20 protein-coding genes and 1 pseudogene are annotated in these 22,069 nt (G+C 73.9%); 14 read left to right on the forward strand and 7 right to left on the reverse strand.

The features are described 5' to 3' along the window. Window positions 1-339: 339 nt before the first annotated feature. On the reverse strand, window positions 340-2,538 hold the full coding sequence (locus ABD54_RS17305; RefSeq protein WP_047870538.1) for a S9 family peptidase: 2,199 nt from the start codon (window positions 2,536-2,538) through the stop codon (window positions 340-342). Between the two features lie 117 nt (window positions 2,539-2,655). Here ABD54_RS17305 and mshB point away from each other — a divergent pair, with 117 nt between their 5' ends. Both mshB and ABD54_RS17315 read left to right on the forward strand, forming a co-directional pair. Beyond that, window positions 2,656-3,522, forward strand: a complete 867-nt coding sequence (gene mshB, locus ABD54_RS17310; protein ID WP_200904130.1) for an N-acetyl-1-D-myo-inositol-2-amino-2-deoxy-alpha-D-glucopyranoside deacetylase — start codon at window positions 2,656-2,658, stop codon at window positions 3,520-3,522. A gap of 37 nt (window positions 3,523-3,559) precedes the next feature. Next, window positions 3,560-4,108 carry a hypothetical protein gene (locus ABD54_RS17315; protein ID WP_047870540.1) on the forward strand — a complete coding sequence of 183 codons (549 nt, stop codon included), beginning with the start codon at window positions 3,560-3,562 and terminating at the stop codon, window positions 4,106-4,108. A 70-nt stretch (window positions 4,109-4,178) separates the two neighbouring features. On the opposite strand, the gene ABD54_RS17320 is transcribed toward ABD54_RS17315, so the two are convergent. From ABD54_RS17320 to ABD54_RS27380, 3 genes are all read right to left on the reverse strand, one after another. After that, the gene (locus tag ABD54_RS17320) at window positions 4,179-5,243 is read right to left on the reverse strand and encodes a site-2 protease family protein (RefSeq protein WP_047870541.1); all 1,065 of its coding nucleotides are present in this window, start codon (window positions 5,241-5,243) and stop codon (window positions 4,179-4,181) included. 106 nt (window positions 5,244-5,349) lie between these two features. Beyond that, window positions 5,350-6,711, reverse strand: a complete 1,362-nt coding sequence (locus ABD54_RS17325; protein ID WP_047870542.1) for a hypothetical protein — start codon at window positions 6,709-6,711, stop codon at window positions 5,350-5,352. 236 nt (window positions 6,712-6,947) lie between these two features. Continuing rightward, window positions 6,948-7,205 (reverse strand): hypothetical protein, encoded by a 258-nt coding sequence (locus tag ABD54_RS27380; protein ID WP_082166867.1) that lies wholly within the window; start codon window positions 7,203-7,205, stop codon window positions 6,948-6,950. 183 nt (window positions 7,206-7,388) lie between these two features. Here ABD54_RS27380 and fdxA point away from each other — a divergent pair, with 183 nt between their 5' ends. Further along, a complete protein-coding gene (gene fdxA / locus ABD54_RS17330) occupies window positions 7,389-7,709 on the forward strand; it encodes a ferredoxin (protein WP_013154907.1) in 321 nt (106 codons plus the stop codon). A 207-nt stretch (window positions 7,710-7,916) separates the two neighbouring features. After that, window positions 7,917-9,023 carry a succinyldiaminopimelate transaminase gene (dapC, locus tag ABD54_RS17335; protein WP_047870543.1) on the forward strand — a complete coding sequence of 369 codons (1,107 nt, stop codon included), beginning with the start codon at window positions 7,917-7,919 and terminating at the stop codon, window positions 9,021-9,023. Between the two features lie 221 nt (window positions 9,024-9,244). On the opposite strand, the gene ABD54_RS17340 is transcribed toward dapC, so the two are convergent. Continuing rightward, window positions 9,245-10,126 carry a hypothetical protein gene (locus tag ABD54_RS17340; RefSeq protein ID WP_047870544.1) on the reverse strand — a complete coding sequence of 294 codons (882 nt, stop codon included), beginning with the start codon at window positions 10,124-10,126 and terminating at the stop codon, window positions 9,245-9,247. Between the two features lie 188 nt (window positions 10,127-10,314). Between ABD54_RS17340 and ABD54_RS17345 the strand changes: the two genes are divergently transcribed. The 7 genes and pseudogenes from ABD54_RS17345 (at window position 10,315) to ABD54_RS17370 (ending at window position 17,274) form a co-directional block, all read left to right on the forward strand. Next, complete coding sequence (locus tag ABD54_RS17345; protein WP_047870545.1) at window positions 10,315-11,151, forward strand: 2,3,4,5-tetrahydropyridine-2,6-dicarboxylate N-succinyltransferase; 837 nt, start codon at window positions 10,315-10,317, stop codon at window positions 11,149-11,151. A 167-nt stretch (window positions 11,152-11,318) separates the two neighbouring features. After that, the gene (gene dapE, locus ABD54_RS17350; RefSeq protein ID WP_047870546.1) at window positions 11,319-12,383 is read left to right on the forward strand and encodes a succinyl-diaminopimelate desuccinylase; all 1,065 of its coding nucleotides are present in this window, start codon (window positions 11,319-11,321) and stop codon (window positions 12,381-12,383) included. A gap of 135 nt (window positions 12,384-12,518) precedes the next feature. Beyond that, complete coding sequence (locus ABD54_RS17355; protein WP_047870547.1) at window positions 12,519-13,304, forward strand: TIGR00730 family Rossman fold protein; 786 nt, start codon at window positions 12,519-12,521, stop codon at window positions 13,302-13,304. A gap of 127 nt (window positions 13,305-13,431) precedes the next feature. Then, window positions 13,432-13,789, forward strand: a pseudogene (locus tag ABD54_RS17360) (hypothetical protein); the annotation flags it as partial. A 653-nt stretch (window positions 13,790-14,442) separates the two neighbouring features. Continuing rightward, a complete protein-coding gene (locus ABD54_RS17365) occupies window positions 14,443-15,036 on the forward strand; it encodes a hypothetical protein (protein WP_047870548.1) in 594 nt (197 codons plus the stop codon). A gap of 481 nt (window positions 15,037-15,517) precedes the next feature. Beyond that, window positions 15,518-15,685, forward strand: coding sequence for a DUF3117 domain-containing protein (locus ABD54_RS27385; protein WP_013154899.1), 168 nt, complete (start codon window positions 15,518-15,520; stop codon window positions 15,683-15,685). 98 nt (window positions 15,686-15,783) lie between these two features. Beyond that, a complete protein-coding gene (locus ABD54_RS17370) occupies window positions 15,784-17,274 on the forward strand; it encodes a leucyl aminopeptidase (RefSeq protein WP_047870549.1) in 1,491 nt (496 codons plus the stop codon). Between the two features lie 165 nt (window positions 17,275-17,439). Here the strand turns inward: ABD54_RS17370 and ABD54_RS17375 are convergent, their stop codons facing one another. Next, entirely contained in the window at window positions 17,440-18,474 is a 1,035-nt protein-coding gene (locus ABD54_RS17375) for a GNAT family N-acetyltransferase (protein ID WP_047870550.1), read from the reverse strand. Further along, window positions 18,471-19,076: an O-methyltransferase gene (locus ABD54_RS17380; RefSeq protein WP_047870554.1), complete on the reverse strand. Its 606-nt coding sequence runs from the start codon at window positions 19,074-19,076 to the stop codon at window positions 18,471-18,473. The genes ABD54_RS17375 and ABD54_RS17380 overlap by 4 nt, the downstream gene beginning before the upstream one ends. 313 nt (window positions 19,077-19,389) lie before the next feature. On the opposite strand from ABD54_RS17380, the gene sigE reads away from it, so the two are divergent. Genes sigE through ABD54_RS17395 form a run of 3 tightly spaced genes read left to right on the forward strand, consistent with a single transcriptional unit; the run spans window position 19,390 to window position 21,760 of the window. Beyond that, window positions 19,390-20,004 carry an RNA polymerase sigma factor SigE gene (sigE, locus tag ABD54_RS17385; protein ID WP_165435966.1) on the forward strand — a complete coding sequence of 205 codons (615 nt, stop codon included), beginning with the start codon at window positions 19,390-19,392 and terminating at the stop codon, window positions 20,002-20,004. Window positions 20,005-20,006: 2 nt separating this feature from the next. After that, window positions 20,007-20,681 carry an anti-sigma factor gene (locus ABD54_RS17390; RefSeq protein WP_047870551.1) on the forward strand — a complete coding sequence of 225 codons (675 nt, stop codon included), beginning with the start codon at window positions 20,007-20,009 and terminating at the stop codon, window positions 20,679-20,681. After that, entirely contained in the window at window positions 20,678-21,760 is a 1,083-nt protein-coding gene (locus tag ABD54_RS17395) for a hypothetical protein (RefSeq protein WP_047870552.1), read from the forward strand. Before ABD54_RS17390 ends, ABD54_RS17395 begins: the two co-directional genes overlap by 4 nt. Window positions 21,761-22,069 lie beyond the last annotated feature (309 nt).

The raw sequence follows: 22,069 nt of genomic DNA on the forward strand, positions 1-22,069 counted from the left end.
GTCCGGCGGGGGCCGGAGCGCCCGCGCCCCGCCGGACCCGCCGGTCCGGCCGGACGCCGCCCTCGGCCAGGGCGCGGCGGACACCGGTGGACCCGCCGCGCTGGCCGACCCCGAGAACGCGGAGGCGGCGGTGGGCGAGGCCGTCGGGCTGGCCTCGGCGCGCCGGGCTTCACGGCCTGCTCCGCGCCGGAGGACGGGCCCCGGGGGGCCGGACGTCCGACGTGGAGTCCCTGCGGGCCGTCCTCGGCGAGGCGAGCCGGGCCGGCCGCCAGGGGTGGTCGGCGCCCCCGTCACCGACTGCCCCGAGGACATGACCGGGGGCACCGACCCGGGCGGGCGCTAACCCTCGCCGCGTAGGTTCTCCTTGAGGAACTCCACCTGGAGCAGCATCAGGTTCTCCGCGACCGTGGGGTCCGAGGGCGAGTGCGTCACCCCCGACAGCGGCAGCACCGTGTGCGGGCGCCCCGCCGCCATCAGCGCCGACGACATCCGCTGCGTGTGCGCGAAGGCGACGTTGTCGTCCGCCAGGCCGTGGACCATCATCAGCGGGCGCTCCAGCTTGGCCGCCTCCGCCAGGAGCGAACTGCGCCCGTAGGCCTCCGGCTCGCCCCCGGGGGTGCCCAGGTAGCGCTCGGTGTAGTGGGTGTCGTACAGCTCCCAGTCGATGACCGGAGCGCCCGCCACCGCCGCGTGGAACACGTCCGGGCGGCGCAGCACCGCCAGCGCGGCCAGGTACCCGCCGAACGACCAGCCGTGGATGCCCACCCGCGACACGTCCAGGAAGTCGAACCGCTCCGCCGCGTCCTCCAGCGCCGCCACCTGGTCCTCCAGGACCGGCGCGGCCAGGTCGAGGTGGACGCTCTGCTCCCACTCCACCCCGAGGCCCGGCGTGCCCCGGCCGTCCGCGATGAGCACCGCGAACCCCTGTTCGGCGTACCACTGGGCGGTCAGGTAAGCCCCGCGCGCGTTGAGCACCCGCTGGGCGTGCGGACCGCCGTAGGGCGCCATCAGCACCGGCAGCGGGCGCAGCCCCTCCCGGTACCAGGAGGGCAGCACCAGTGCGCTCGGGATCCGCCGCTCACCGGCTCGCCAGAACTCCACGCGCGGTTCGGGCAGGTCCGGGGCCTCGGCCAGGCTCTCGATCTCCGAGCAGGAGCGGCGCGTCTCGGTGGCCGCGCCGCGCAGCACCACCGTGCGCGCGCCCGGGAAGTCCATCGACCGGTGCTGCACCACCAGCGTGTCGACGCGCAGCCGCCCCGAGCGCACGCCGCTGTGCGCACCCGAGTCCGCGGACGTGCTGCACCCGTGCCCGGGTACCTCCACCGGCGCGGCCAGGCCCGTGCCCAGCTCGACCAGCCACAAAGACACGTCCGCGGGGCTCCCGGCGGGCGAACCCGAGTACAGGACCCGGTCACCGTCCACGTCCACCACGCCGCGCACGTACACGTCCGGGGGGCTGACCGGGGCGTCGCCGACGTAGATCCGGCGCTCGCCCCCGGCCTCGCGGCCGATCCACACCAGGTCGCCCGCACCGGTGAAGGCGGGAACGCCCGGCATCAGCTCGACCCACACGCCGTCGGACTCGGTGCGCGACTCCACCGCCAGGCCGGTCGCGGGGTCGGCGCTGAACAGGGTCAGCGTGCGCTGATCGCGGCTCTGCGCGGTGAACACCACGGTGGGCGTGCCGTCCGGCCCGGTCGTCCAGCCGACCGTGGCCAGGTAGGGCAGGGCCTCGCGGTCCCACTCGACCCAGGCCGGTTCGGGCCGCCCGCCCCCACGCGGGCCGACCCGGAACACCGCCAGGCGCACGTCGGCGTTGGCGCCGCCCGCGGGCGGGTAGCGCAGGGCCGTCGGCTCCTGCGCGGGGCTGCCGGGGTCGCAGACGTACCAGGTGTTCACCCCGGACTCGTCCACGCGCGCGACGGCGAGCGCGGAGCCGTCCGGCGCCCACCAGAAGCCCCGGTAGCGCCCCATCTCCTCGGCGGCCACCAGTTCGGCCAGGCCCCACGTGACGTCGGGGCCGTCCGGTTCGGCCACCGGGCGGTCGCCGTGGTCCGGCTCGGCTGCGGCGATGTCCAGGACGCGCACCGCGCCGCCGCTGACGTAGGCGACCCGGTCTCCCGCCGGGCTGATGCGCGGGTCCACGACGGGGGTGGCGGCGGGCAGCTCGCGCGGAGCGGCGCCGTCGCCGACCAGGTCGACGTAGAACAGCCGCCCGGACAGGGTGAACACCGCGCGGGTGAACGCCTCGTCCACCGAGTACGACACGATCCCGCCGCCGCTCTCGCGCAGCCGCTCGCGGCGGGCCCGCTCCTCGGGCGGGAGGTTCTCGTCGTCGGCGCCCAGGGAGCGGGGGTCGGCGACCACCGTGTCCGTTCCCGTCCCTTCCGTGTCGTGCACCCACAGGCAGGTGGCCTTGTCCACCCCGTCGCGTCCCCGGAGGAAGGCGACGCGCCTTCCGTCCGGCGAGATCTGGAACGCGCGGGGGACACCGATCGAGAAGCGCTGCGTGCGGGCCTGTTGGCGAGGAAAGCTCATAGGCCGATTGTGTCCCATACCGCACCCGGGCGGGGAGCCGGACCGGCGGCCCGAAGCCCCCGGTGGAGAGCGCGATGCGGGAGGTGGCGGGCGGATGCGACCGGTATCGTTCGCTACGTGACTGACAGGCGACTGATGATGGTGCACGCGCACCCCGACGACGAGAGCATCGTCACCGGAGCCACCCTGGCCAAGTACGCGGCCGAGGGTGCCGGTGTGACCCTGGTGACCTGCACGCTGGGGGAGGAGGGCGAGGTCATCCCGGACGACCTCGCGCACCTGGCCTCCGACCGAGGGGACACCCTCGGCGAGCACCGGATCGGCGAGCTGGACAAGGCCTGTCTGGCGCTCGGCGTGCGCGACCACCGCTTCCTGGGCGGCCCCGGCCGCTACCGGGACTCGGGGATGATGGGCGCGCCCACCAACGGGCACCCCCGGGCGTTCTGGGGCGCTGACGTGGAGGAGGCCGCCACACTCCTGGCGCAGGTCATCCGCGAGGTCCGCCCGCACGTGCTGGTCAGCTACGACGAGCACGGCGGCTACGGGCACCCCGACCACGTCCAGGCGCACAGGGTCGCGCGCCGGGCCTTCCTCCGGGCGGGGGAGCGGTCCATGCCCGGCACACCCTGGCGGGTCCGCAAGCTCTACGCGATCGCCCAGCCGGTCTCGCGCATCGAGGCGTCCATCGCGCGGCTGCGGGAGGAGTCCGGCTCCTTCACCCCGCCCGTCCGGGTGTCCGACATCGCCCGGGGCACCCCCGAGACGGCGGTGACCACCCGTGTGGACGCCACCGACCACTGGGCGGCCAAGGCGCTCGCGATGCGAGCCCACGCCACGCAGATCACGGTGGAGGGCGAGCGCTTCGCCCTGTCCAACGACATCGCCCAGGAGATCGACGCCGTGGAGTACTTCACCCTGCTGGTGGGGCCGACGACGCGCATCCAGCACGGGGAGTACGAGACCGACCTGTTCGCGGGGCTGTGACCGCGACCGGTGGGGCCGAGCGTCTACCCTCGTCGCTGTGACCACCACACCTGAGACCGCCGTACCCGCCGAGGGCAAGCCCTCCGCCGGTTTCCTGTCGCCGGTGCTGACAGGGACGACCCTCGTGGTCCTGCTGCTGCTCGGCGCCGCGGCGGGCATGCTCGCCACCACCGGCGCGGGCTGGCTGACCCTGCACTGGGGCGCGGGCACAGCGGTCCGGGCCGTGGGCGCGGTGGGGCTGCTGGCCTTCCTGGTGCTGCTGTACGGCGCTTGCCGCCTGTGCGCGTGGGGCAGCCGCCGCGCCTCCGGGGCGGCGGCCTTCGCGCTCGGCTACCTGGCCGTGCTGATCGGGATGGTCGGCTACATGCCCGGCGGCGACATCGTGCTCACGAACCACATCATGCACAACGCGTACCTCTTCGGGGTGATGCTCGTGCTGGTGTTCGCCGTGATCCGCAGTTGGTCGTTCGCGCCGCCGCCGGGTTCCCCGAGGACCGCGGCGCCCGGGGCCGACGCGCCGCCCGCCGCCGGGGGCTACCAACGGACGCGGCCCTCCGGCAAGGCGCGGCCCTGGCGCGAGGGCTAGGAGCGCGGCCCCCGAAGGCGGGAGGCCCGTGAGGCGCCCGCCTCACGGGCCTCCGAGGCCCCGGTTCCGGTCAGGCCCAGAACTGGAGGAGCAGCTCGCCGTAGAAGGCGATGCCGCGGAACACCGGGTTGGGCAGCACCAGGTCGAACAGGCCGTACACCGCGTCCACCAGCAGGTCGTTCAGGCCCGGGAACCACAGGACCGCGAACACGGCCACCGAGCCGAACAGTGCGTTGGCCCGGGCCGTGGCGACCCACGTGCCGCGCGTCCGGGCGGCCAGCACCTCGAAGCCGTCCAGACCGGGCACGGGCAGCAGGTTGATCAGGGCGGCCGTCAGGTTCGCGAAGCACAGGAAGGCCATCGCCGAGATCGCCCAGTTGGTCGTGTCGTTGCCCGGGGGCACCAGGACGGACACGGTGACCGCGAACGCGGCGGCCACCAGGAGGCTGGCCAGCGGTCCGGCGAGCGCCACCAGGACGCGGCGGCCCCGGGACGGGATGCGGTCCCAGTCCACGTAGGTGGGCGGACCGGTCATGCCGAAGGCGCCCAGGCCCAGGTAGGCCGAGGGCAGGACCAGTCCGGCGAAGGCCTGCCGGTAGGCGAACGGGTTCAGCCTCAGGTAGGCGCTGCCGCGCAGCGAGCGGTCGCCGGCCAGGTAGGCGGCGAGGGCGTGCGCGAACTCGTGCACGGCCAGGGAGGCGATCCAGCAGAGCAGGATGAACAGCGGCGGGACCAGCGGGGTGACGCTGGTGCCCTCGGCGGCCCACTCCAGCTCCGCTGCGGTCCACGACAGCCAGCCCGCGAACCCGGCCAGGCCCAGCAGCAGCACGAACACCGGGCTGGGCAGGAAGTCCGCCCAGCTCCCGGGGCGCGCGGCGTCGGGGCCGCCCGGTGAGGCGCCATCGGTCACCTCCGGGGACGCGGACGGGGCCTTCGCGTCCTCCGCCCCCGAGGCGTCCCGGGGACGGGCGCCGGTTCCGGAGCCCCCGTCGCCGCCGGGGCCCTCGGCGTCCCGCCCCAGGCCGGGCCGGTTGAGGGCGTCCTCGGGCATCTGCTCCCACGGGTCGGCGACTGCCCCGCCGGCCTCGGGCACGTCGGTCGTCTCCGCCTTGCGCGGCGGCTCGGGCGCGGGCATGGTGCTCCTGCTGGTCTCGGATGGTTCGCGCTCCAGGTTAGGCCCTGGTCGGCACCCGCTCGCAGCGGGTGGCCGGTGAGGGGCGCGGCAGGAGGCGGCCCGCCGGTCAGACCACGGCCCGCGGCGCCACCGCCGACTGGTGCAGGCAGGCGATCGCGAACGCCCGCCCCGGCGCGGTCAGCTCCCGGCGTCCCGCGCCGTCGTCGTCGGTGAGCAGGCCCAGGGTCTCCAGCAGCCAGCTCACCGCCATCACCAGCGCGCGCACCTGGTCCGAGGCGGCCTCCGCGGTACGCCGGTGAGACGCGGCGTGCCTGCCCGAGGGAGCCGGGGGCTCCGCCGGGACCCACCCCGATTCGGTCAGCGCCCTCTCCGCCGCCTCCACGTCCGACTCGCCGCGGCGCGCGTGCGAACCGCTGCCCTGCGGGGTGCGCGCCAGCAGCATGCCCAGCAGCGTCTCCGCCGCGGCCTGGTCCAGGCCCCCGGTGCGGCACAGGGTCTCGGTGGCCGCCTGCCACAGCGCCTCGGGGTCCTCCCGCAACTGGCGCCCGCGCCGCGTCAGGACCAGGCGGCGGCCCGACCTGCGGACCGCGCGCATTCCCCGCAGCGCCTGGTGCAGGGCGATGAGCTGCATGGCGTCGGTCTCGCTGCGCGGCGGTTCGGGGGTGGTCCGCCACCCGAAGTCCTCGCACATCTGGCGCACCACACCCGGCGAGATGTAGCCGATCTGGGTGAGCGCGATCCCCTCCGCGGCCAGGTCCAGCAGCCGCTGGAGCGGCGCCATCGCGGCCTCGGCCCCGCGCGGCACGTCGGCGCCCGCGATGATCTGGCCCACCAGCGGCCACAGGCGCTGGCGGTGCGGGTGCGCGGACGAGCTCAACCAGGCGCGCACCCGCTCCTCGCGGATCCGGTCCAGGTGGCTCAGCCCCCGGTTGTCCGGCTGTGTGAGGAAGGAGCGGGCGAACCTCTCCTGGGCGGGCCGCCACCCGCGCTTGCCGGGGCGCACGTCGCCCAGGGTGATCGCCAGCTCCAGCGCCGACGCGGTCTCGTCGCGGGCCTCGATCTCGGCGTCGCCGACCGCCGTCCCCCAGGTCAGCTCGGGCAGGTCCGGCGGCTCCACGCCCGACTCCCACATGAGCCGCTCGTACATCGCCAGGCCCGCGGTGTGGTCGCCGTCGTAGACGGTGAGCAGGGCCGCGGTCTCCGGCGCCGAGCAGATCTGCGCGTACCGGTGCAGTTGGAGGAGGGCGAAGAGGCTGCCCAGGGCTCTGACCGCGAACAGCCGGTCCTCGGCGCGGTCGTGGAAGCGGACCGGGAGTTCGAACCAGCAGAACCGCTGCACGGCGTGCTGGTTGAGCCTCTCGATCTCCCGCTCCGGAGCCAGCGTGTCCAGGGCCGACCGGGCCATGTCGGCCGCCCGCTCGTCCCGGCTCGCCAGCTCGGCGAGGGCGGACGCTACTGCTTCGCGCATGACGGGCGCTCACCACCTCCCCGCGTACCGGCGCCCGTTCCGCGTGGATGTGCCGCCGGGGGGCGCGATGCTTCGTTAGTCGGTTCCCCGGCGGACCGGCTGGACCCGCCGCGGAACTGTGCGTTTTCTACCCCGCAGGGCCCGAAGAATGCCACTGTCCAGGCGCGACCTGTGCGCCTCGCGACGTCCGCCGGGCGGACGCCGCCTCACTCCGTGGAACCCGGAACGCACGGGGTTCAGGGCGTTCGCGGCGGATTCCCACCGCGGCGGCGAGGGGGTGCGGGGGGAACGACCCGGCTCGCGGCGATCGTCGACTCGGCGACCTCCACCGCCGAGCCGTCACGGCGGCGCACGGTGAGGACGCCGTCGTCCCAGGACTCCACGACACCGACGATATCGGTGAACCCGCCCTCGGGGAGGCGTATTCGTACGGAGACGCGCCGACCGGTGTCGGCGGGAGAGATCCTGTGGACCAGACGTCCTCCCATGTGCAAGGAAATGCCCCCCGATTGTGCGCTGGGTGTTCTCCGCCGTCATACTAGGACTACGACATCTGTGCCAATTGCTTGCAGAGCCCGGGAACAGGGGCTAGGGCGCCCGCACGCCGGTCCCGGCCCGGAGTCTGCGAAGATCCCCGCCTCCCCCGTGGAACGCGGGGGTGAGACAAGGAGTACGACGTGACCTACGTCATCGCGCAGCCCTGTGTTGATGTACTGGACAAGGCGTGCATTGACGAGTGCCCCGTGGACTGCATCTACGAGGGCGACCGCATGCTCTATATCCACCCGGACGAGTGCGTTGACTGCGGTGCGTGTGAGCCTGTCTGCCCGGTGGAGGCCATCTACTACGAGGACGACCTCCCCGAGCAGTGGTCCGACTTCTACAAGGCCAACGTCGACTTCTTCGACGACCTCGGCTCCCCGGGCGGCGCCTCCAAGGTCGGCAAGATCGACCGCGACCACCCGCTCGTGGCCAAGCTGCCGCCGCAGGCCGAGTAGCCCGGCGGCGCGCCGGGCGGGTTCCGGCGCTTCGGGGCCGGGGACGCCCCCGGCACCCCTATGGCGCAGAGGGTGCGCGGGCCCGACCAGCCCGGCTTGGACGACGTCTCGCGCCGACCCCCGTGGCGGGGGTCGGCGCGATTCCTGTGTGACGCGCGGTCCCGTGTGACCTGTGGCAACAGACCCGACCTGGATGGAGTAAGTGCGATGGCCGAGCGGCGACCCGTGGCGAAGCGGCTCCCGACCTTCCCGTGGGACCGGCTGGCGCCCTACAAGCGCAGGGCCGCCGAGCACCCCGACGGCATCGTCGACCTGTCCGTGGGCACCCCCGTCGACCCGGTTCCCGCCCTGCTGCGCAAGGCCCTCGCCGACGCCGCCGACGCGCCCGGCTACCCCCAGACCTGGGGCACACCCGCGCTGCGCGCCTCCGTCGCGGGCTGGCTGGAGCGCCGCCACGGCGTGCGCGTCGATGAGGGCGCCGTCCTGCCCACCGTGGGCTCCAAGGAACTCGTGGCCTGGCTGCCCACGCTCCTGGGCCTCGGCGCGGGCGACACGGTGGTCCACCCCGAGCTGGCCTACCCCACCTACGACATCGGCGCGCGCGTGGCCGGGGCCTCCCCGGTGGCCTCCGACGGCCTGACCTCCCTGGGCCCCGCCCCCGTCGGCCTGGTGTGGGTGAACTCGCCGAGCAACCCGACCGGCCGGGTCCTGGGCACCGCGCACCTGCGCAAGGTGGTGGAGTGGGCCCGCGAGCGCGGCGCGATCGTGGCCTCCGACGAGTGCTACCTCGACCTGGGCTGGGACGGCGCCGAACCGGTGTCCATCCTGCACCCGGACGTGTGCGGCGGCTCCCACGACAACCTGCTGGCCGTGCACTCGCTGTCCAAGCGCTCCAACCTGGCCGGGTACCGAGCGGCCTTCGTCACAGGGGACCCCGCGCTTGTCGAGGAGCTGCTGGCGGTGCGCAAGCACGCGGGGATGATCGTCCCCGCGCCCGTCCAGGCGGCCATGAGCGCCGCCCTGGACGACGACGCGCACGCCGCCGAGCAGAAGGAGCGCTACCGCTCCCGTCGCGCCAGGCTGCGCGAGGCCCTGGAGGGCGCGGGATGGCGCATCGGGCACTCCGAGGCCGGGCTGTACCTGTGGGCGGCCCACCCCGACCACGACGCCTGGGGCGCGGTGGCCCACCTCGCCGAACGCGGTGTGCTGGTCGCCCCCGGGGACTTCTACGGCCCGGCGGGCGCCGGACACGTGCGCGTGGCTTTCACCGCCACCGACGAGCGGGTCGGGGCCGCGGCCGAGCGCCTGGCCTGAGGCCGGGCCGCCGTCCGGGCGGCCCGGCCGGTCGTCCACAGGCGGACGGGAGGCGGTGGCCGCCGCGTACCGGGGGGGCGGTCCCGTTGCCGTACCGGGGCCCACCCGCCCCGGTGCCATGCGGCGTGCCCCGCCGCCCGGCCACCGGCCCGGGGCCGGTGGCCGAGCCGGTCGGCCAACCGGCCCGGAAGCGGGCCCGCGAACCGTCCCGGACCACCGGGTCACTCCAGGACCAGGCCGCCCCCGGTGTCGCCCCCGTCGGCCGCAGACCAGTCCTCGGCGCCGTCCGTGCCGTCCGAGGCCCGCCACCGCTGCCCGTCGTAGGACACCGACGTCAGCCCGTACTCCTCGGCGTGGGCCACCGCCCACAAGGCCATCGCCCAGCCCAGGTCGCCGGTCCGCGGCTCCTCGTCCCCGTCCGGCGGCAGGTCCGCGGGGGCGGTGCCGAACACCCGCTCCATCTCCTCCAGGACGGCTTCGGTGTCCGCCTCGCCGGACCGCAGGTCAGCCAGCCCCTCGGCGCCGTACCAGCACGTCAGCGCCGCCCCCTGCGTGCCGGTGAAGACCTCGGCCATCCGGGTGGACAGGCGCTCGTGCTGGTCGTAGGCGTAGCCGTCGGCGCTGCGCTGCACCGCCTGGGCCGCCTCGTAGACCGGGATGGACCTCCAGCCCTCCACCTCCACCAGCTCCTCGTAGAAGGAGCTGCTGGCGTACACCGGGTCCAGGATCTGCTCCGGGTCGCCCCACTCCTGCGAGGGCCGCTGCTGGAACAGCCCCAGGGAGTCCCGGTCGCCGTACTCCACGTTGTAGAACGCCGACTCCTGCCACACCGTGGCGAAGGCGATCGTCACGGCCTCCGGGGGCAGGTCCCGGCCGAACGCCACACCCCCCACCGTGGCCGCGCTCGCGGCCTGCGGGTTCTCCATCGGGTACCGGCCGTCGGACATCGTCAGGCGGCAGCCGGGCTCGGGCGGGGGAGTGGTGTCGATCGGCTCGAACGTGGTCAGCACGTAGTAGGCCCCGGCGACGAGCGAACCGCAGACGAGGACCAGGGAGAGCAGGATCTTGACGAAGGCGGAGAGCCTCCGGCGCTTACTGGGCACGGGCGAACCAAGGGTCGGCGACAGGTGTGCGCTCCGCACCGGCAGGGGGCGTCGCGCGGGGGCGCACGCGGCGCCACGGCCGCATTGTAGCCGCCGCCCGCCGCGGTGGTCGGCCGCGTACGGGGGTGACGGCCGCCTCGGGGAGGGCGTGCCCCCGCACCCGGGGCGAGCGGCTAACGTGTGTGCACATGACCAGCTCGTACTCCAGCCCGCTGCCCGACCGCATCGACGAACTCTGGGAGAGCCGCGCCGAGCTCACGCCCGGCCACACCGAGGCCCGTGAGACCATCATCGGCGCGATCGACCAGATCGACGAGGGCAAGGCCCGCGTGGCCTTCGTCGACCCCTCCACCGACGAGGTCGTGGTCGACGAGCGCGCCAAGCGCTCCATCCTCCTCGGCTTCAAGGTCCTGGAGATGAAGGAGTCGCACGTCGGCGACTTCTACCACCACGACCGGATGCCGCTCAAGACCCGCTTCGACGGCGTCCGCGTCGTCGCCGGCGCGATCGCCCGCTGGGGCTCCTACCTCGCCCCCGGCGTCGTCCTGATGCCTTCCTTCACCAACATCGGCGCCCACGTCGGCTCCGGCACGATGGTCGACACCTGGGCCACGGTCGGCTCCTGCGCCCAGGTCGGCGAGAACGTCCACCTGTCCGGCGGCGTCGGCGTCGGCGGCGTCCTCGAACCGCCGCAGGCCTCCCCGGTGGTCATCGAGGACGACGCCTTCCTCGGCTCCCGCAGCATGGTCGTCGAGGGCGCCCGCGTGCGCAGGGGCGCCAAGCTCGGCGCGGGCACCATCCTCACCTCCTCCACCCGCGTGTTCGACGCCGAGACCGGCGAGGAGCTCCCGCGCGGCGAGGCCCCGGCCTGGTCGGTGTGCGTCACCGCCAACCGCGCCAAGAGCTTCCCCGGCGGCGACTTCGGCATGCCGGTGCTGCTCGTGCTCAGGCGCCTTAAGGAGGGCGAGGAGCACGACAAGCTCGCGCTCAACGACCTGCTCCGCGAGCACGGCGTCAACGCCTGATCCGTCCGCACCCGACCGGGGCGCCCTTCCCGCACGGGAGGGCGCCCCGTCGTGCTCCACGGTGAGTTCTGGTCGCGCCCCCGGTTGCCCCAGACTGGGGGACAGTGATCCGGAGCGGGGGCACCCCCGCTCCGACGGCTTCCAACCTCACCGAAACGGGGCGACACATGCTGGACCTGACCTCGGACGCCGCGGCCCTGACCGCCGCACTCGTGGACATCCGATCCGAGAGCGGCGACGAGAAGGTCCTCGCCGACGCGGTCGAGAGCGCACTGTCGGCCCTGCCCCACCTGCGCGTCAGCCGTGACGGCGACGCCGTCGTCGCCCGCACCGACCTGGGCCGCCCCCGCCGCGTCGTCGTCGCCGGGCACATCGACACCGTCCCCATCGTGGACAACGTGCCCTCCCGCGTCGTCGGCGACCGCCTCTACGGGTGCGGCACCTCGGACATGAAGGCCGGTGTCGCCGTCCAGCTCAGGACGGCAGCCCTGGTCGCCGAGCCGGTGCACGACGTCACCTACGTCTTCTACGACAACGAGGAGGTCGACGCCTCCCGCAACGGCCTGCTCCGCCTGGCCCGCAACCACCCCGAGTGGCTGGCGGGGGACTTCGCGGTCCTCATGGAGCCCACCGACGGCGTCATCGAGGGCGGCTGCCAGGGCACCATGCGCGTTGAGGTCACCACCCGGGGCAAGCGCGCCCACAGCGCCCGCTCCTGGATGGGCGTGAACGCGATCCACGGCGCCGGAGCGGTCCTGGACGTCCTGCGCGCCTACACCCCGCGCCGGCCCGAGGTGGAGGGGCTGCGCTTCCACGAGGGCCTCAACGCCGTGGCCATCGAGGGCGGGGTCGCGGGCAACGTCATCCCCGACGAGTGCGTGGTCCGGGTCAACTACCGCTTCGCCCCCGACCTGTCCGTCGCCGAGGCGGAGGCGCACCTGCGCGAGGTCTTCGACGGGTTCGAGGTCGCCGTGGTCGACGCCGCCGCCCCCGCCCGCCCCGGGCTGGACGAGCCCTCGGCCGCGGCGTTCGTCACCGAGGTGGGGGAGGGCAGCGCCCGCGCCAAGCTCGGCTGGACCGACGTCTCCCGCTTCTCCGAACTGGGCGTGCCCGCCGTCAACTACGGCCCCGGCGACCCGACGCTCGCCCACACCAAGGACGAGTACGCCGAGATCCCCCGCATCCGCGAGGCCGAGGAGCGCATGGTCGCCTGGCTGTCGGGCGCCCGCTGAGCCCCGCCGCGCCCCGGTCGGCGGGCCCGTGACCAGCCCCGGCACCGGCCGGGGCGGCGAAAAGGCCCTTCGCGGCCACCCGTGTGAAACGTGAGGTTCAGGTGTGAGCCGGTTCCACGCGGATAGCTTTACGTCATGACGGAAGAAGAAGAGACTGTACGACGCGCCGGGCCCCTCACCTACCGGGGCGACTCCATCCCCAACACCACCACCGACCAGCGCCTCCTCGACCAGCGGGGCCCCACTGACTGGGTGCACACCGACCCCTGGCGGGTACTGCGCATCCAGTCGGAGTTCGTGGAGGGCTTCGGCCTGCTCTCGGAGCTGCCCTCGGCGGTGAGCGTGTTCGGCTCGGCCCGCCTGCGCCAGGGCAACCGCTACTACGACATCGGCGTCCAGATGGGCGCCAAGCTGGCGGAGGCCGGTTACGCCACCATCACCGGCGGCGGGCCGGGGATGATGGAGGCGGTCAACAAGGGCGCCCAGCAGGCGGGCGGGCTCTCGGTGGGGCTCGGCATCGAGCTGCCGTTCGAGCAGACGCTCAACGACTACGTCGACATCGGAGTGACCTTCCGGTACTTCTTCGTCCGCAAGACGATGTTCGTGAAGTACTCCCAGGCGTTCGTGGTCCTGCCCGGGGGTTTCGGCACCCTGGACGAGCTGTTCGAGGCGGCCACCCTCGTGCAGACCAACAAGGTCACCCGCTTCCCGATCGTGCTGATCGGCACCGAGTTCTGGGGCGGGATGCGGGACTGGATCCGCTCCAGCCTGCTGGAGAACCAGCTCATCAAGTCGCACGACATGGAACTGGTCCATGTGACCGACGACCTCGACGAGGTGGTCGACATCATCCGCAAGTCCCACCTGGACATCCACCGCCAGTACGAGCAGTCGGAGGTCCGCCCCGGCCCCGAGCAGTAGGGGCGTCGGGCGGGCGGCGGCGTACGGCCCCGGCCGCGCGCCGCTCCGGCGCGGTGGTCCCGGCGGGGGCAGCGGCCGACCGCGACGGCCGTGCCCGGCCCGGGCGGCGTGTGGCACGATCGTGTCCGTGCCCGTTCTCATCATGGTCCTCGTCGCCGCCGCCGCGCTCGCCGTCCTCGTGGGCGTCGTCTACATCGTGCTGGGCAAGGGCGGCCAGCTCGCCCGCTTCGAGGCCGACCACCCCCCGCTCGCCCTGCCCGAAGACCGGCCCGTCAAGGCTTTCGACCTGGGTCGCCTGATGCTGCCCCTGGCCATGTGGGGCTACCACGTGCGCGCCGTGGACGAGCTGCTGCTGCGCCTCACCGCCACGCTGCGCGAGCGCGAGGAGCGCATCGAGGACCTGGAATGGCGCCTGTCGCGCCTGGACCCCTCCTACGTTCCGGAGGGCACCGGTCCGGTTCCCGGGGCGCACCTGCCCGGCGACGCCTACGCCCCCGAGCAGGACGTGCGCCGCCCCGCCGCGGCCGGGAGCACCGGGGTCGCGGACTTCGGGAGCGGTGCCTTCCGGCCCGGGGCCCCGACCGGCCAGGCGGACCCCGCCGCCCGGGGTTTCGCGCCCGTCGGATCCGTGGGGACCACCGCGCCCATGGGTGCCACAGGGGGCACCGCGCCCACCGAGGTCATCGAGGGCGTCGAGGGTGAGGACGCCCCGGAGGCCGGGGATGACGTGGAGGGCGCCGCGCGCTCGGAAGGTCCCGGGGACCCCGAGCCCGCCGGGAGCCCCGGGTTCGATCGACGCCCCGGAACCGCCGGAAGTCCCGAGTCCCCACCGGGCTCCGGGGAAGCGGAGGACTCCGCCGGGGCCGGGGAGCGCCCCGGCGCGGCGGGAGAACCCGGGGCCTCTGACGCCTCCCCGTCGCTCGGCGACGGGCGCTGACCCCGTACCCGAACCTGTGGCGCGGGTCACGTTTGGCGATGCCGTCCTGACCTGGCCTTCGCCTTTTTCTATGCCGTGCATCACAGCCCCCGCGCGGTCGTAGGGCGAAACCTGCGGGTTCGGGTGCTCTATCCTCGGTCGCTGTATCCGCGTTCCCCCCGCTCCGCCGGAGCGGGTGCATCACCTTTGAGGATGGCGAGGATGGACACAGCAGCCGAACTGGAGTCGGGAGCCGACGACCGGCGCGAAGGGCCCGCTTCCTCCGTGACAGCCGCCTCCCCCGTGCAGCTGTCCCTGTGGCCGCCGCCCAGGTCGACCCGGCACAGCGGCAGGCGCCGCCGCCAGTTCACCGTTCTGGGCGCGGTCGCGCTGGCCGTCCTCCTGATCGGCGGAGGGGCCACCGCGTGGGCCCTGCTGGCGGACGGCGAAGAGACCGCGCAGGAGGCCGTCGCCCCGGCGGAGTACTTCGTCGGAGCCTGGGCGGGCGAGATGGTCCAGGTGAACACCGAGGGCCAGCACGTCGCCGACTGGCACGCCGAGGTGCGGATCGAGGAGGGCGCCGAGCGCGGCAGCACCGCCTGGACGACCTTCGCCTGCTCGGGGACGCTCGTGCTGTCCGCGGGCGACAACGACCGGCGCGTCTACGCCTACACCGAGACCGCCGACCCGGAGGACCGCTGCGTCGACGAGGCCGAGCTGACCGTGTCGCCCGTCGCGGACGGCGGACTGAGGGCGGAGTGGTCCTCTGTCACCGACGAGGGTACCCGGATGACGTCGACGGGGCCCCTGAGCTGATCCGGTCGTCCGGATCGCCGCCCTCTCCGGGCGCTGGTCCGGCAGCCGGGAGGTGGTGCCGTCTCGGAGCCGTCCGACCGCGGCCCCGGGGCGGAGGGTTTCCCACCGGGACGAAAGCCCAGTTCGGGGATGTTGTCCAGGTGTAGCCGGTCTTCCGGGTCCGGGCCGCCGCCTCCGGTCGGGTCCTGCACGGACCTCCGTGCGCTCACCGGATTTCGGCCAGTACCGATATAACCTTACTGACCGACGTTTCCTCGTTGGTGGAAACCGCCGAATGCGGCCCGGCCGCCGACTGGCGCACACACGGGGGCCAACCTCCGAGATAATGGTCGAAGAGTGATTCACGTCCCTTAAGCCACACGGGCGCGAGTCACGCGGAACCGGCCTACGGCTCCGGAGCCGAGACGGGCCAAGCGGATCGGCGCCGGTGCTGTGGGTCGGCCCCGGTCACCCGCGAGGAACACCTAGAAAGGGGAATGGCATGGCGGCGATGAAGCCGAGGACCAGCGACGGGCCGATGGAGGTCACCAAGGAGGGTCGCGGCATCATCATGCGGGTCCCGCTGGAGGGGGGCGGACGCCTGGTCGTCGAGCTGACGCCGGCCGAGGCGACCGAACTCCGGGACGCGCTCAAGGGTGTCGTCGGCTAGGTCCGGCACCACGTTCTTCCCTCACCCATCCGGGCCGGAACGCCCGACGGCCCCCGAGGCCGTAGACCCCCATGACAGCGAACGATTGTGAGCGGCCTGTGCCATTCGCCACGGAGATCCAGTCCCGTTCGGGGAACCTCGCCGAATCCACCGCGGACCTGCTGGTCCTTCCCGTCCTCTCGGGAGACGGCGGACCCGCGGAGGTCGAAGGGGTCGCTGAGGGCGGCCTGACACAGGTGCTTCCGGCTCCGCTCACCGACCTGTTCGCGCACTACTCGCTCACCGGGAAACCCGGTGAGCTGGCCCAGTTCCCGGTGCCCCGGGACCAGGGGCTGGTACGGCTGGCCCTTCTGGGGGTCGGTTCGGGTTCCCCCGACGACCTCCGGAAGGCCGGCGCAGCCCTGTCCCGGGCCGCCCGGGGAAGAGAGCGGGTCGCCCTGGCCTGGCCGGGTGCCGGCGCCGAAGCCGCCACCGCCTTCGCCGAGGGCGCCCTCCTGGCCTCCTACACCTTCAGCCTCAAGACCGCCGAACCCCCGGCGGACAAGCGCCCCGCCCCGGTGGTCGAGGTGGTGGCCCCGGACCCCGGTGACCTCACCGACGCGCTGGAGCGCGGCACCCGGCTGGCCGCGGCCACCGCCCTGGCCCGCGACCTCATCAACACCCCGTCCCTGACCAAGGACCCCGCGTGGATGGCCGCGCGAGCCGGCGAGGTCGCCGAGGACGCGGGCCTGCAGATGCGGGTCTGGGACGAGGCGGAGCTGGAGCGCGACGGCTTCGGCGCGATCCTCGCCGTCGGTCGGGGGTCCTCGCGCCCCTCCCGGCTCGTCCAGCTCTCCTACACCCCCGAGAACCCCACCGCGCACGTGGTGCTGGTCGGCAAGGGCATCACCTTCGACACCGGCGGCCTCTCGCTCAAGCCCAACGACAACATGTCGCTGATGAAGACCGACATGAGCGGCTCGGCGGTCGTGCTCGCCGTGCTGTCCGCGCTGTCGGCCGTGGGGGCCCCGGTACGGGTGACCGGTCTGCTGGCCCTGGCCGAGAACGCCTTCGGCGGCGACGCCACCCGCATCGGCGACGTGCTCACCACCTACGACGGCACGACCGTGGAGGTGCTCAACTCCGACGCCGAGGGCCGCCTGGTCCTGGCCGACGCCATGGGCTACGCGGTCGCCGCGCTGGCCCCGGACGTACTCGTGGACGTGGCCACGCTCACCGGCGCGGCCAAGGTCGCGCTCGGCACGGGCACGGGCGCCCTCTACAGCACCGACGACGCGTTGGCCGCCGAGATCGAGAACGCGGGCAGGGCCTCCGGCGAGCCGCTGTGGCGGATGCCGCTGACCGAGGAGTACGTCGAGACCACCAAGTCCCGTGTGGCTGACCTCGCCAACATCGGCACCCGCCGCGAGTTCGGCCCGGCCGGAGCCACCGACGCGGCCCTGTTCCTGCGCGAGTTCACCGGCGGCGTGCCCTGGGCCCACCTGGACATCGCCGGTCCCGGCCGTTCGACCAAGGAGAGCGGCCTGCTCAGCAGGGGCGGCACCGCCTTCGCCACGCGCACGCTGCTGCGCTGGCTCGCCGGACGCTAGGCAGTGTTTTTTGGACCTGCGCTCCGCTTCGGTCCGTGTTCGGGCGCCCGGAGCACGGGAATCTTCGGCGCCTACGACGAATTCGCTCGTTCCTCACGAATCCGTCTCCGGCCCCTCCAGAACCCCGTGGGCGCCCGAACCAACACCCCACCAGCTCAGACCTGTTCAAAAAACAGAACCGGGCCCCGCGCCCGGCAGGACGCGCTGGAACTCGTGCATGCGCTCCACCGGGCGAAAGCCCAGGCGTAGGTTGACCCGGCGCATGGGGGCGTTCTCCGGCGCGTTCCAGGTGCGGACCTGGACCCGCTCGGGGAACTCCGCGGCCAGCACCTCCAGGTTGCGCAGCTTCAGCGCCGAGCCCAGGCGGTTGCCCCGGTGCTCGGGCGCCACCAGGGTGTCCTCCTGGTAGGCGGCGCCCTCCCCCTCGGGCAGGGCGATCTCGCTGTACCCGGCCAGGCCGCCGGTGGCGGCCCGGGCCGCGCAGACCAGCGTGCGGTACCGCTGGGCGCGGCGGCGCTCCTCCTGGGCACGCACGCGCGCGGGGTCCCAGAGCCCCCGCTCGAAGGCCGTCTCCCCGAGCGGGACGTCGGCCTCCATCCGCGTGCGCAGCCGCGCGTAGTCTTCCAAAAGCTCCTCCGGACACGCGTCCGTCCAGGTCAGCAGCTCGTAGCGGGATCCGGGGGCGAGCAGGTCGGCGCCGACCTCCTGGCGCGTCCGCGCGGCCAGCGGAAGCCCCAGGACGTAGTAGTCCTCCTCGTGGACCACGCCGAACCCGAGCGCGAGCGCGAAGCGGGCGCCGGGCCAGTCGTCGAAGGACCGGCCCGAGGGCAGTTGGACCTCGGCCAGCGCGGTCGTGCGCCCCTCCTCGGACATGACGCGCTCCGCGTGTTCCCACAGGCGCGTCCCGTGGCCGCGGCGCCGCGTCCGGACGGGCACGTTGACGTCGACCTCGGCCAGGTGCAGGTTGTCCCGGTCCCCCAACTCCAGCAGGAGCGCGCCCGCCACCCCGCCGTCCTCCCCGTGCGCCGCGTAGGCCAGGGCCCGCCGTTCGCCGCCCCGTCCGCTCAGGACCGCGCGCAGGGAGTCCGGATGGGGGAGCGGGACCACGCCGGGGTCGCGGTCGGCGAGCGAGGCCGCCCGCACGGCCGAATACCAGGCGTCGAAGGCCGCGGGGTCCGCGCTGTCGATGCGGCTGATCACCGCTGGCGGGTCCCCTGGTGGATGGCGGCCAGCAGGCCCTCTCCCACCGGCATCAGCATGGGGATGAACTCCTCGCCCTCCCGCACGCGTCGGATCACCTCGCGCACGGCCGTCTCGCGGGGATCGGGCACTCGCAGGGGCCCGTCCGGCTCGCTGGAGGCCACCATGGCGCCGTTGAACACCGCCATCCCGCCCGGGCGCAGCAGGCGCAGCGCCTCGTCCATGTACAGGGGGTAGGACACCGTGTCGGCGTCCACGAACACCAGGTCGTATCCGCCGTCGGTCAGCCTCGGCAGCACATCCAGGGCCGTCCCGCGGATCAGCCGGGCCCGCCCCGGGCCGAAGCCGGCGCGGGAGTACGCCGAGCGCGCGTAGTCCTGGTAGGCGGCGTTGGCGTCCACCGTGGTCAGGATCCCGTCCGGGCTCATCCCCCGCAGCAGCCAGATCCCCGACACCCCGCACCCGGTGCCGATCTCCACCACGGAGCGGGCGCCGATCGAGGCGGCCAGGAAGCGCAGGGCCGTGCCCGTCGCCGCGTCCACCGGCGGAGCCGACGAACGGCTCCCCGCCTCGTAGGCCTCCGCCAGGGGCTCGTCCTCCATGGCGTCCTGCTCGAACCGGGACTGCTCGGCGCGGACCCAGGTGATCCGGGCCGCGGTCTCCTCCGGGCTGGCGATAACGGCCTCCACAGCGTTCACGTGTCTGGTGGGGCTCTGACCAGGGGGTGGTCACCCAACGTAGAATGTCGGTCGCGGCCAGGTCATGTGCCTGGCAAAAGACTAGCCTGAACCGAACCGAACTCCGAGCGTTGCGGCGGGAACTTAATCCACGTCCCCGGGCGTTGAAACGGGATGAACGTACGTTGATCGCCACGAAGCAAACTCCCCCCGACCAACCTGGCGGCGAATCGACGGGATGAAGGGAGCAGCGGTGCCAGAGTCCGGCCCTGCCGTGGAATTCGAGGCATGGGAACCCCCGAGCTGGGACGAGGTCGTGCGGACCCACTCCCCGCGCGTGTACCGGCTCGCCTACCGGCTGACCGGCAACAAGCACGACGCCGAGGACCTCACGCAGGAGGTCTTCATCCGGGTCTTCCGCTCGCTGGCCAACTACACCCCCGGCACCTTCGAGGGGTGGCTGCACCGCATCACCACCAACCTCTTCCTCGACATGGCCCGCCGCCGGGCCCGCATCCGCTTCGAGGGCCTGGCCGAGAACGCCGACGAGCGCCTGGAGGGCCGCGAGCCCTCCCCCGCGCAGCGTTACGACGACCGGCACTTCGACGCCGATATCCAGTCCGCCCTGGACGCGCTGCCCGCCGAGTTCCGCGCCCCGGTCGTCCTGTGCGACATCGAGGGGCTCTCCTACGAGGAGATCGCGGCGACGCTCGACGTCAAGCTCGGCACCGTCCGCAGCCGGATCCACCGGGGCCGCGCCCAGCTGCGCCGGGCCCTGGAGCACCGGCGGTCCCTGGCCGCCGACAACGAGGCGCGCAGCGGCGGAAACGTCATCAACGGGGAGGCGGAGTGAGTATGGACCACCTCGGAGAGCGGCTCTCCGCGCTCATCGACGGCGAGCTCGGCCCTGTCGACCACGAGAGCGCCCTCATCCACCTGGCCAAGTGCGAGTCGTGCCGCTTCGAGGCCGACATGATGCGCCGCCTCAAGCGCCGCCTCAACGGCCTGTGCGAGCCCGAGCCAGACACGGACTTCATGGGACGGCTCACCAGCCTGTCCCGGGACCCCGGGCCCTCGGACGGGGGCCCCTTCGGCCCCTCCACCGGCGGAACAGGCTTCGGCAGCAGTCCGCCCCTGGGCTCCTCGCGCCCCCTGGGGGGCTTCCCCGGCGGCGCACTGGCCGCCGCGCCCCCGGCCTCGGGGGACACGCCGCCCGCCTCGGGCGGCCGGGCGCCCTCACGGCCGGAGCGCGCCGCGTCGCCCGAGCGCCGCCGCCGCGGCGACCGCCTCGCGCACCTGTTCCCGGCCTTCCCCGGCGGCCGCTACGCCGTCGCGGGCTTCGCCGTGGCCACGGCCCTGCTCGGCAGCGCGTTCGTGGCCGGGGGCGAGACCGAGGAGACGCCCGTGGTCGAACCCCGTCTGGCCGACTACGCGGTCGAGCACGCGCTGACCAGCCGCAACATCCCGGTGCTCGACGCTCGGCCAACCGCCGCCGAAACCCCCCACGGCCCCACCGAAACCACCCGGTGAGCGCGGAGGAACCCTCCTCCGCGCACTCCGCCCCGGTCACCATCCTCGTCGTGGTACTGCTGTGCGCGCTGCTGCTCACGGCCGCCGCGCACCCCCGCCCCACCGCCGTCCCGGCCGAGGGGGAAGACGACGGGATGTCGGTGCTGCACCGCGCCGCCGCCGCGGAGGACGAGGTCGCCTACTCGGCCGTGCGCGAGGTCACCGGACCGGAGGACGTGGAGGGCGGGCAGTCCGCCGAGGACGGCGCGCTGCGCGTGCGGGTGGTGAGCAGGCCCGGCGACGGCATCGCGCTGGCCCCCATCGGAGACGAGCGGTCCGCCCTCGTCGTGGACGCCTCCTCGGCTCTGGAGTCGCTGGACGACCGCCTGCTCAGCATGCTCGGAGACACCTACGCCGTCTCGGACGCGGGCCCCACCCTCCTGGACGGCCGGGAGGCCCGCCTGGTGGAGGCCAGACACGCCGACGGCACTGTAGCCGGGCGGTTCTGGGTGGACACAGCCACCGGTTTGCTCCTGGGCCGGACCGTCTACGACGCCGGCGGCGAGCACGCGATCGGCTTCCGCCTCACCGGGCTCGAACTTGGGGAGGAGGACTGGCCGGAGCAGGCGCTCGGCGACTCCCCCTGGAGCGACGCCCTCACCCGGACCGAGCGCGAGGACCTGCGCGCCGAGGAGTGGCCCCTCCCGGAGTACCTGGCTTGGAACCTGAGGCTGGTCGACGCCCGGTCCACCGAGCACGGCGGGCACCGCGTGGTGCACGCCGTCTACTCGGACGGTCTGTCCCAGGTGTCGGTTTTCACCCAACGTGGGAAGCTGGACAGCAAGCATTCCCCCACAGAACCGAACGGATACGCCGGAACCGGGACGGGGGGAAGCGGCGTCACACCACAACACGGCACGATCTTCGGCGGTGACGCGGGCCAGTACCAGAGCATGTGGCAGGCGAACGGCTTCGTCTACACGGTGCTCGCGGACGCTCCCGCGGGGCTGGCCTCGTCCGCCGTGGCCGCGCTGCCCGGGCCGGGTTCGGGTTTCTGGGCCCGGGTGCACCGCGGCCTGTCCCGGCTGGGGTTCCTCTAGGTCCCCGGCCGGTCCCGTGCCTTCCCACAGCCGAGCGACTTACGGAGCAGGTCTTGAGCGAGGAAAACGGCCGCCGGGAACACGGGGGAGAGCCCGGCCGGGCGACCCCGCCGGGCGGTGGAACACCCCCCGAGCGCGCCGCGCCCGATCCGGCGAACGCGCCGGACCGCGCGCCCGCGGAGCGCCCCCGGTGGCCCGCCCGGGCCGCCGGAACGCCGCCGACGCCCTCCCGGAACACCCCCGAGGAAGAAGGGGGGTACCCCGCGCCCCCGCTTCACTCCGGGCCGGCCCCGCGGCCCGGAGTGAAGC

The sequence above is a fragment of the Nocardiopsis sp. RV163 genome, from assembly GCF_001029525.1.
Lineage (GTDB): Bacteria > Actinomycetota > Actinomycetes > Streptosporangiales > Streptosporangiaceae > Nocardiopsis > Nocardiopsis dassonvillei.

Bases quoted from the DNA above. Each gene is read 5' to 3' on its own strand.
- dapC (WP_047870543.1), top strand. From the start codon at position 7,917: ATGGCCGAGCGGCGACCCGTGGCGAAGCGGCTCCCGACCTTCCCGTGG.
- ABD54_RS17320 (WP_047870541.1), bottom strand. From the start codon at position 5,243: ATGCCCGCGCCCGAGCCGCCGCGCAAGGCGGAGACGACCGACGTGCCC.
- sigE (WP_165435966.1), top strand. From the start codon at position 19,390: ATGAAGGGAGCAGCGGTGCCAGAGTCCGGCCCTGCCGTGGAATTCGAG.
- dapE (WP_047870546.1), top strand. From the start codon at position 11,319: ATGCTGGACCTGACCTCGGACGCCGCGGCCCTGACCGCCGCACTCGTG.
- ABD54_RS17390 (WP_047870551.1), top strand. From the start codon at position 20,007: ATGGACCACCTCGGAGAGCGGCTCTCCGCGCTCATCGACGGCGAGCTC.
- ABD54_RS17365 (WP_047870548.1), top strand. From the start codon at position 14,443: ATGGACACAGCAGCCGAACTGGAGTCGGGAGCCGACGACCGGCGCGAA.
- ABD54_RS17355 (WP_047870547.1), top strand. From the start codon at position 12,519: ATGACGGAAGAAGAAGAGACTGTACGACGCGCCGGGCCCCTCACCTAC.
- ABD54_RS17345 (WP_047870545.1), top strand. From the start codon at position 10,315: ATGACCAGCTCGTACTCCAGCCCGCTGCCCGACCGCATCGACGAACTC.
- ABD54_RS27385 (WP_013154899.1), top strand. From the start codon at position 15,518: ATGGCGGCGATGAAGCCGAGGACCAGCGACGGGCCGATGGAGGTCACC.
- ABD54_RS17325 (WP_047870542.1), bottom strand. From the start codon at position 6,711: ATGCGCGAAGCAGTAGCGTCCGCCCTCGCCGAGCTGGCGAGCCGGGAC.
- ABD54_RS17305 (WP_047870538.1), bottom strand. From the start codon at position 2,538: ATGAGCTTTCCTCGCCAACAGGCCCGCACGCAGCGCTTCTCGATCGGT.
- ABD54_RS17380 (WP_047870554.1), bottom strand. From the start codon at position 19,076: ATGGAGGACGAGCCCCTGGCGGAGGCCTACGAGGCGGGGAGCCGTTCG.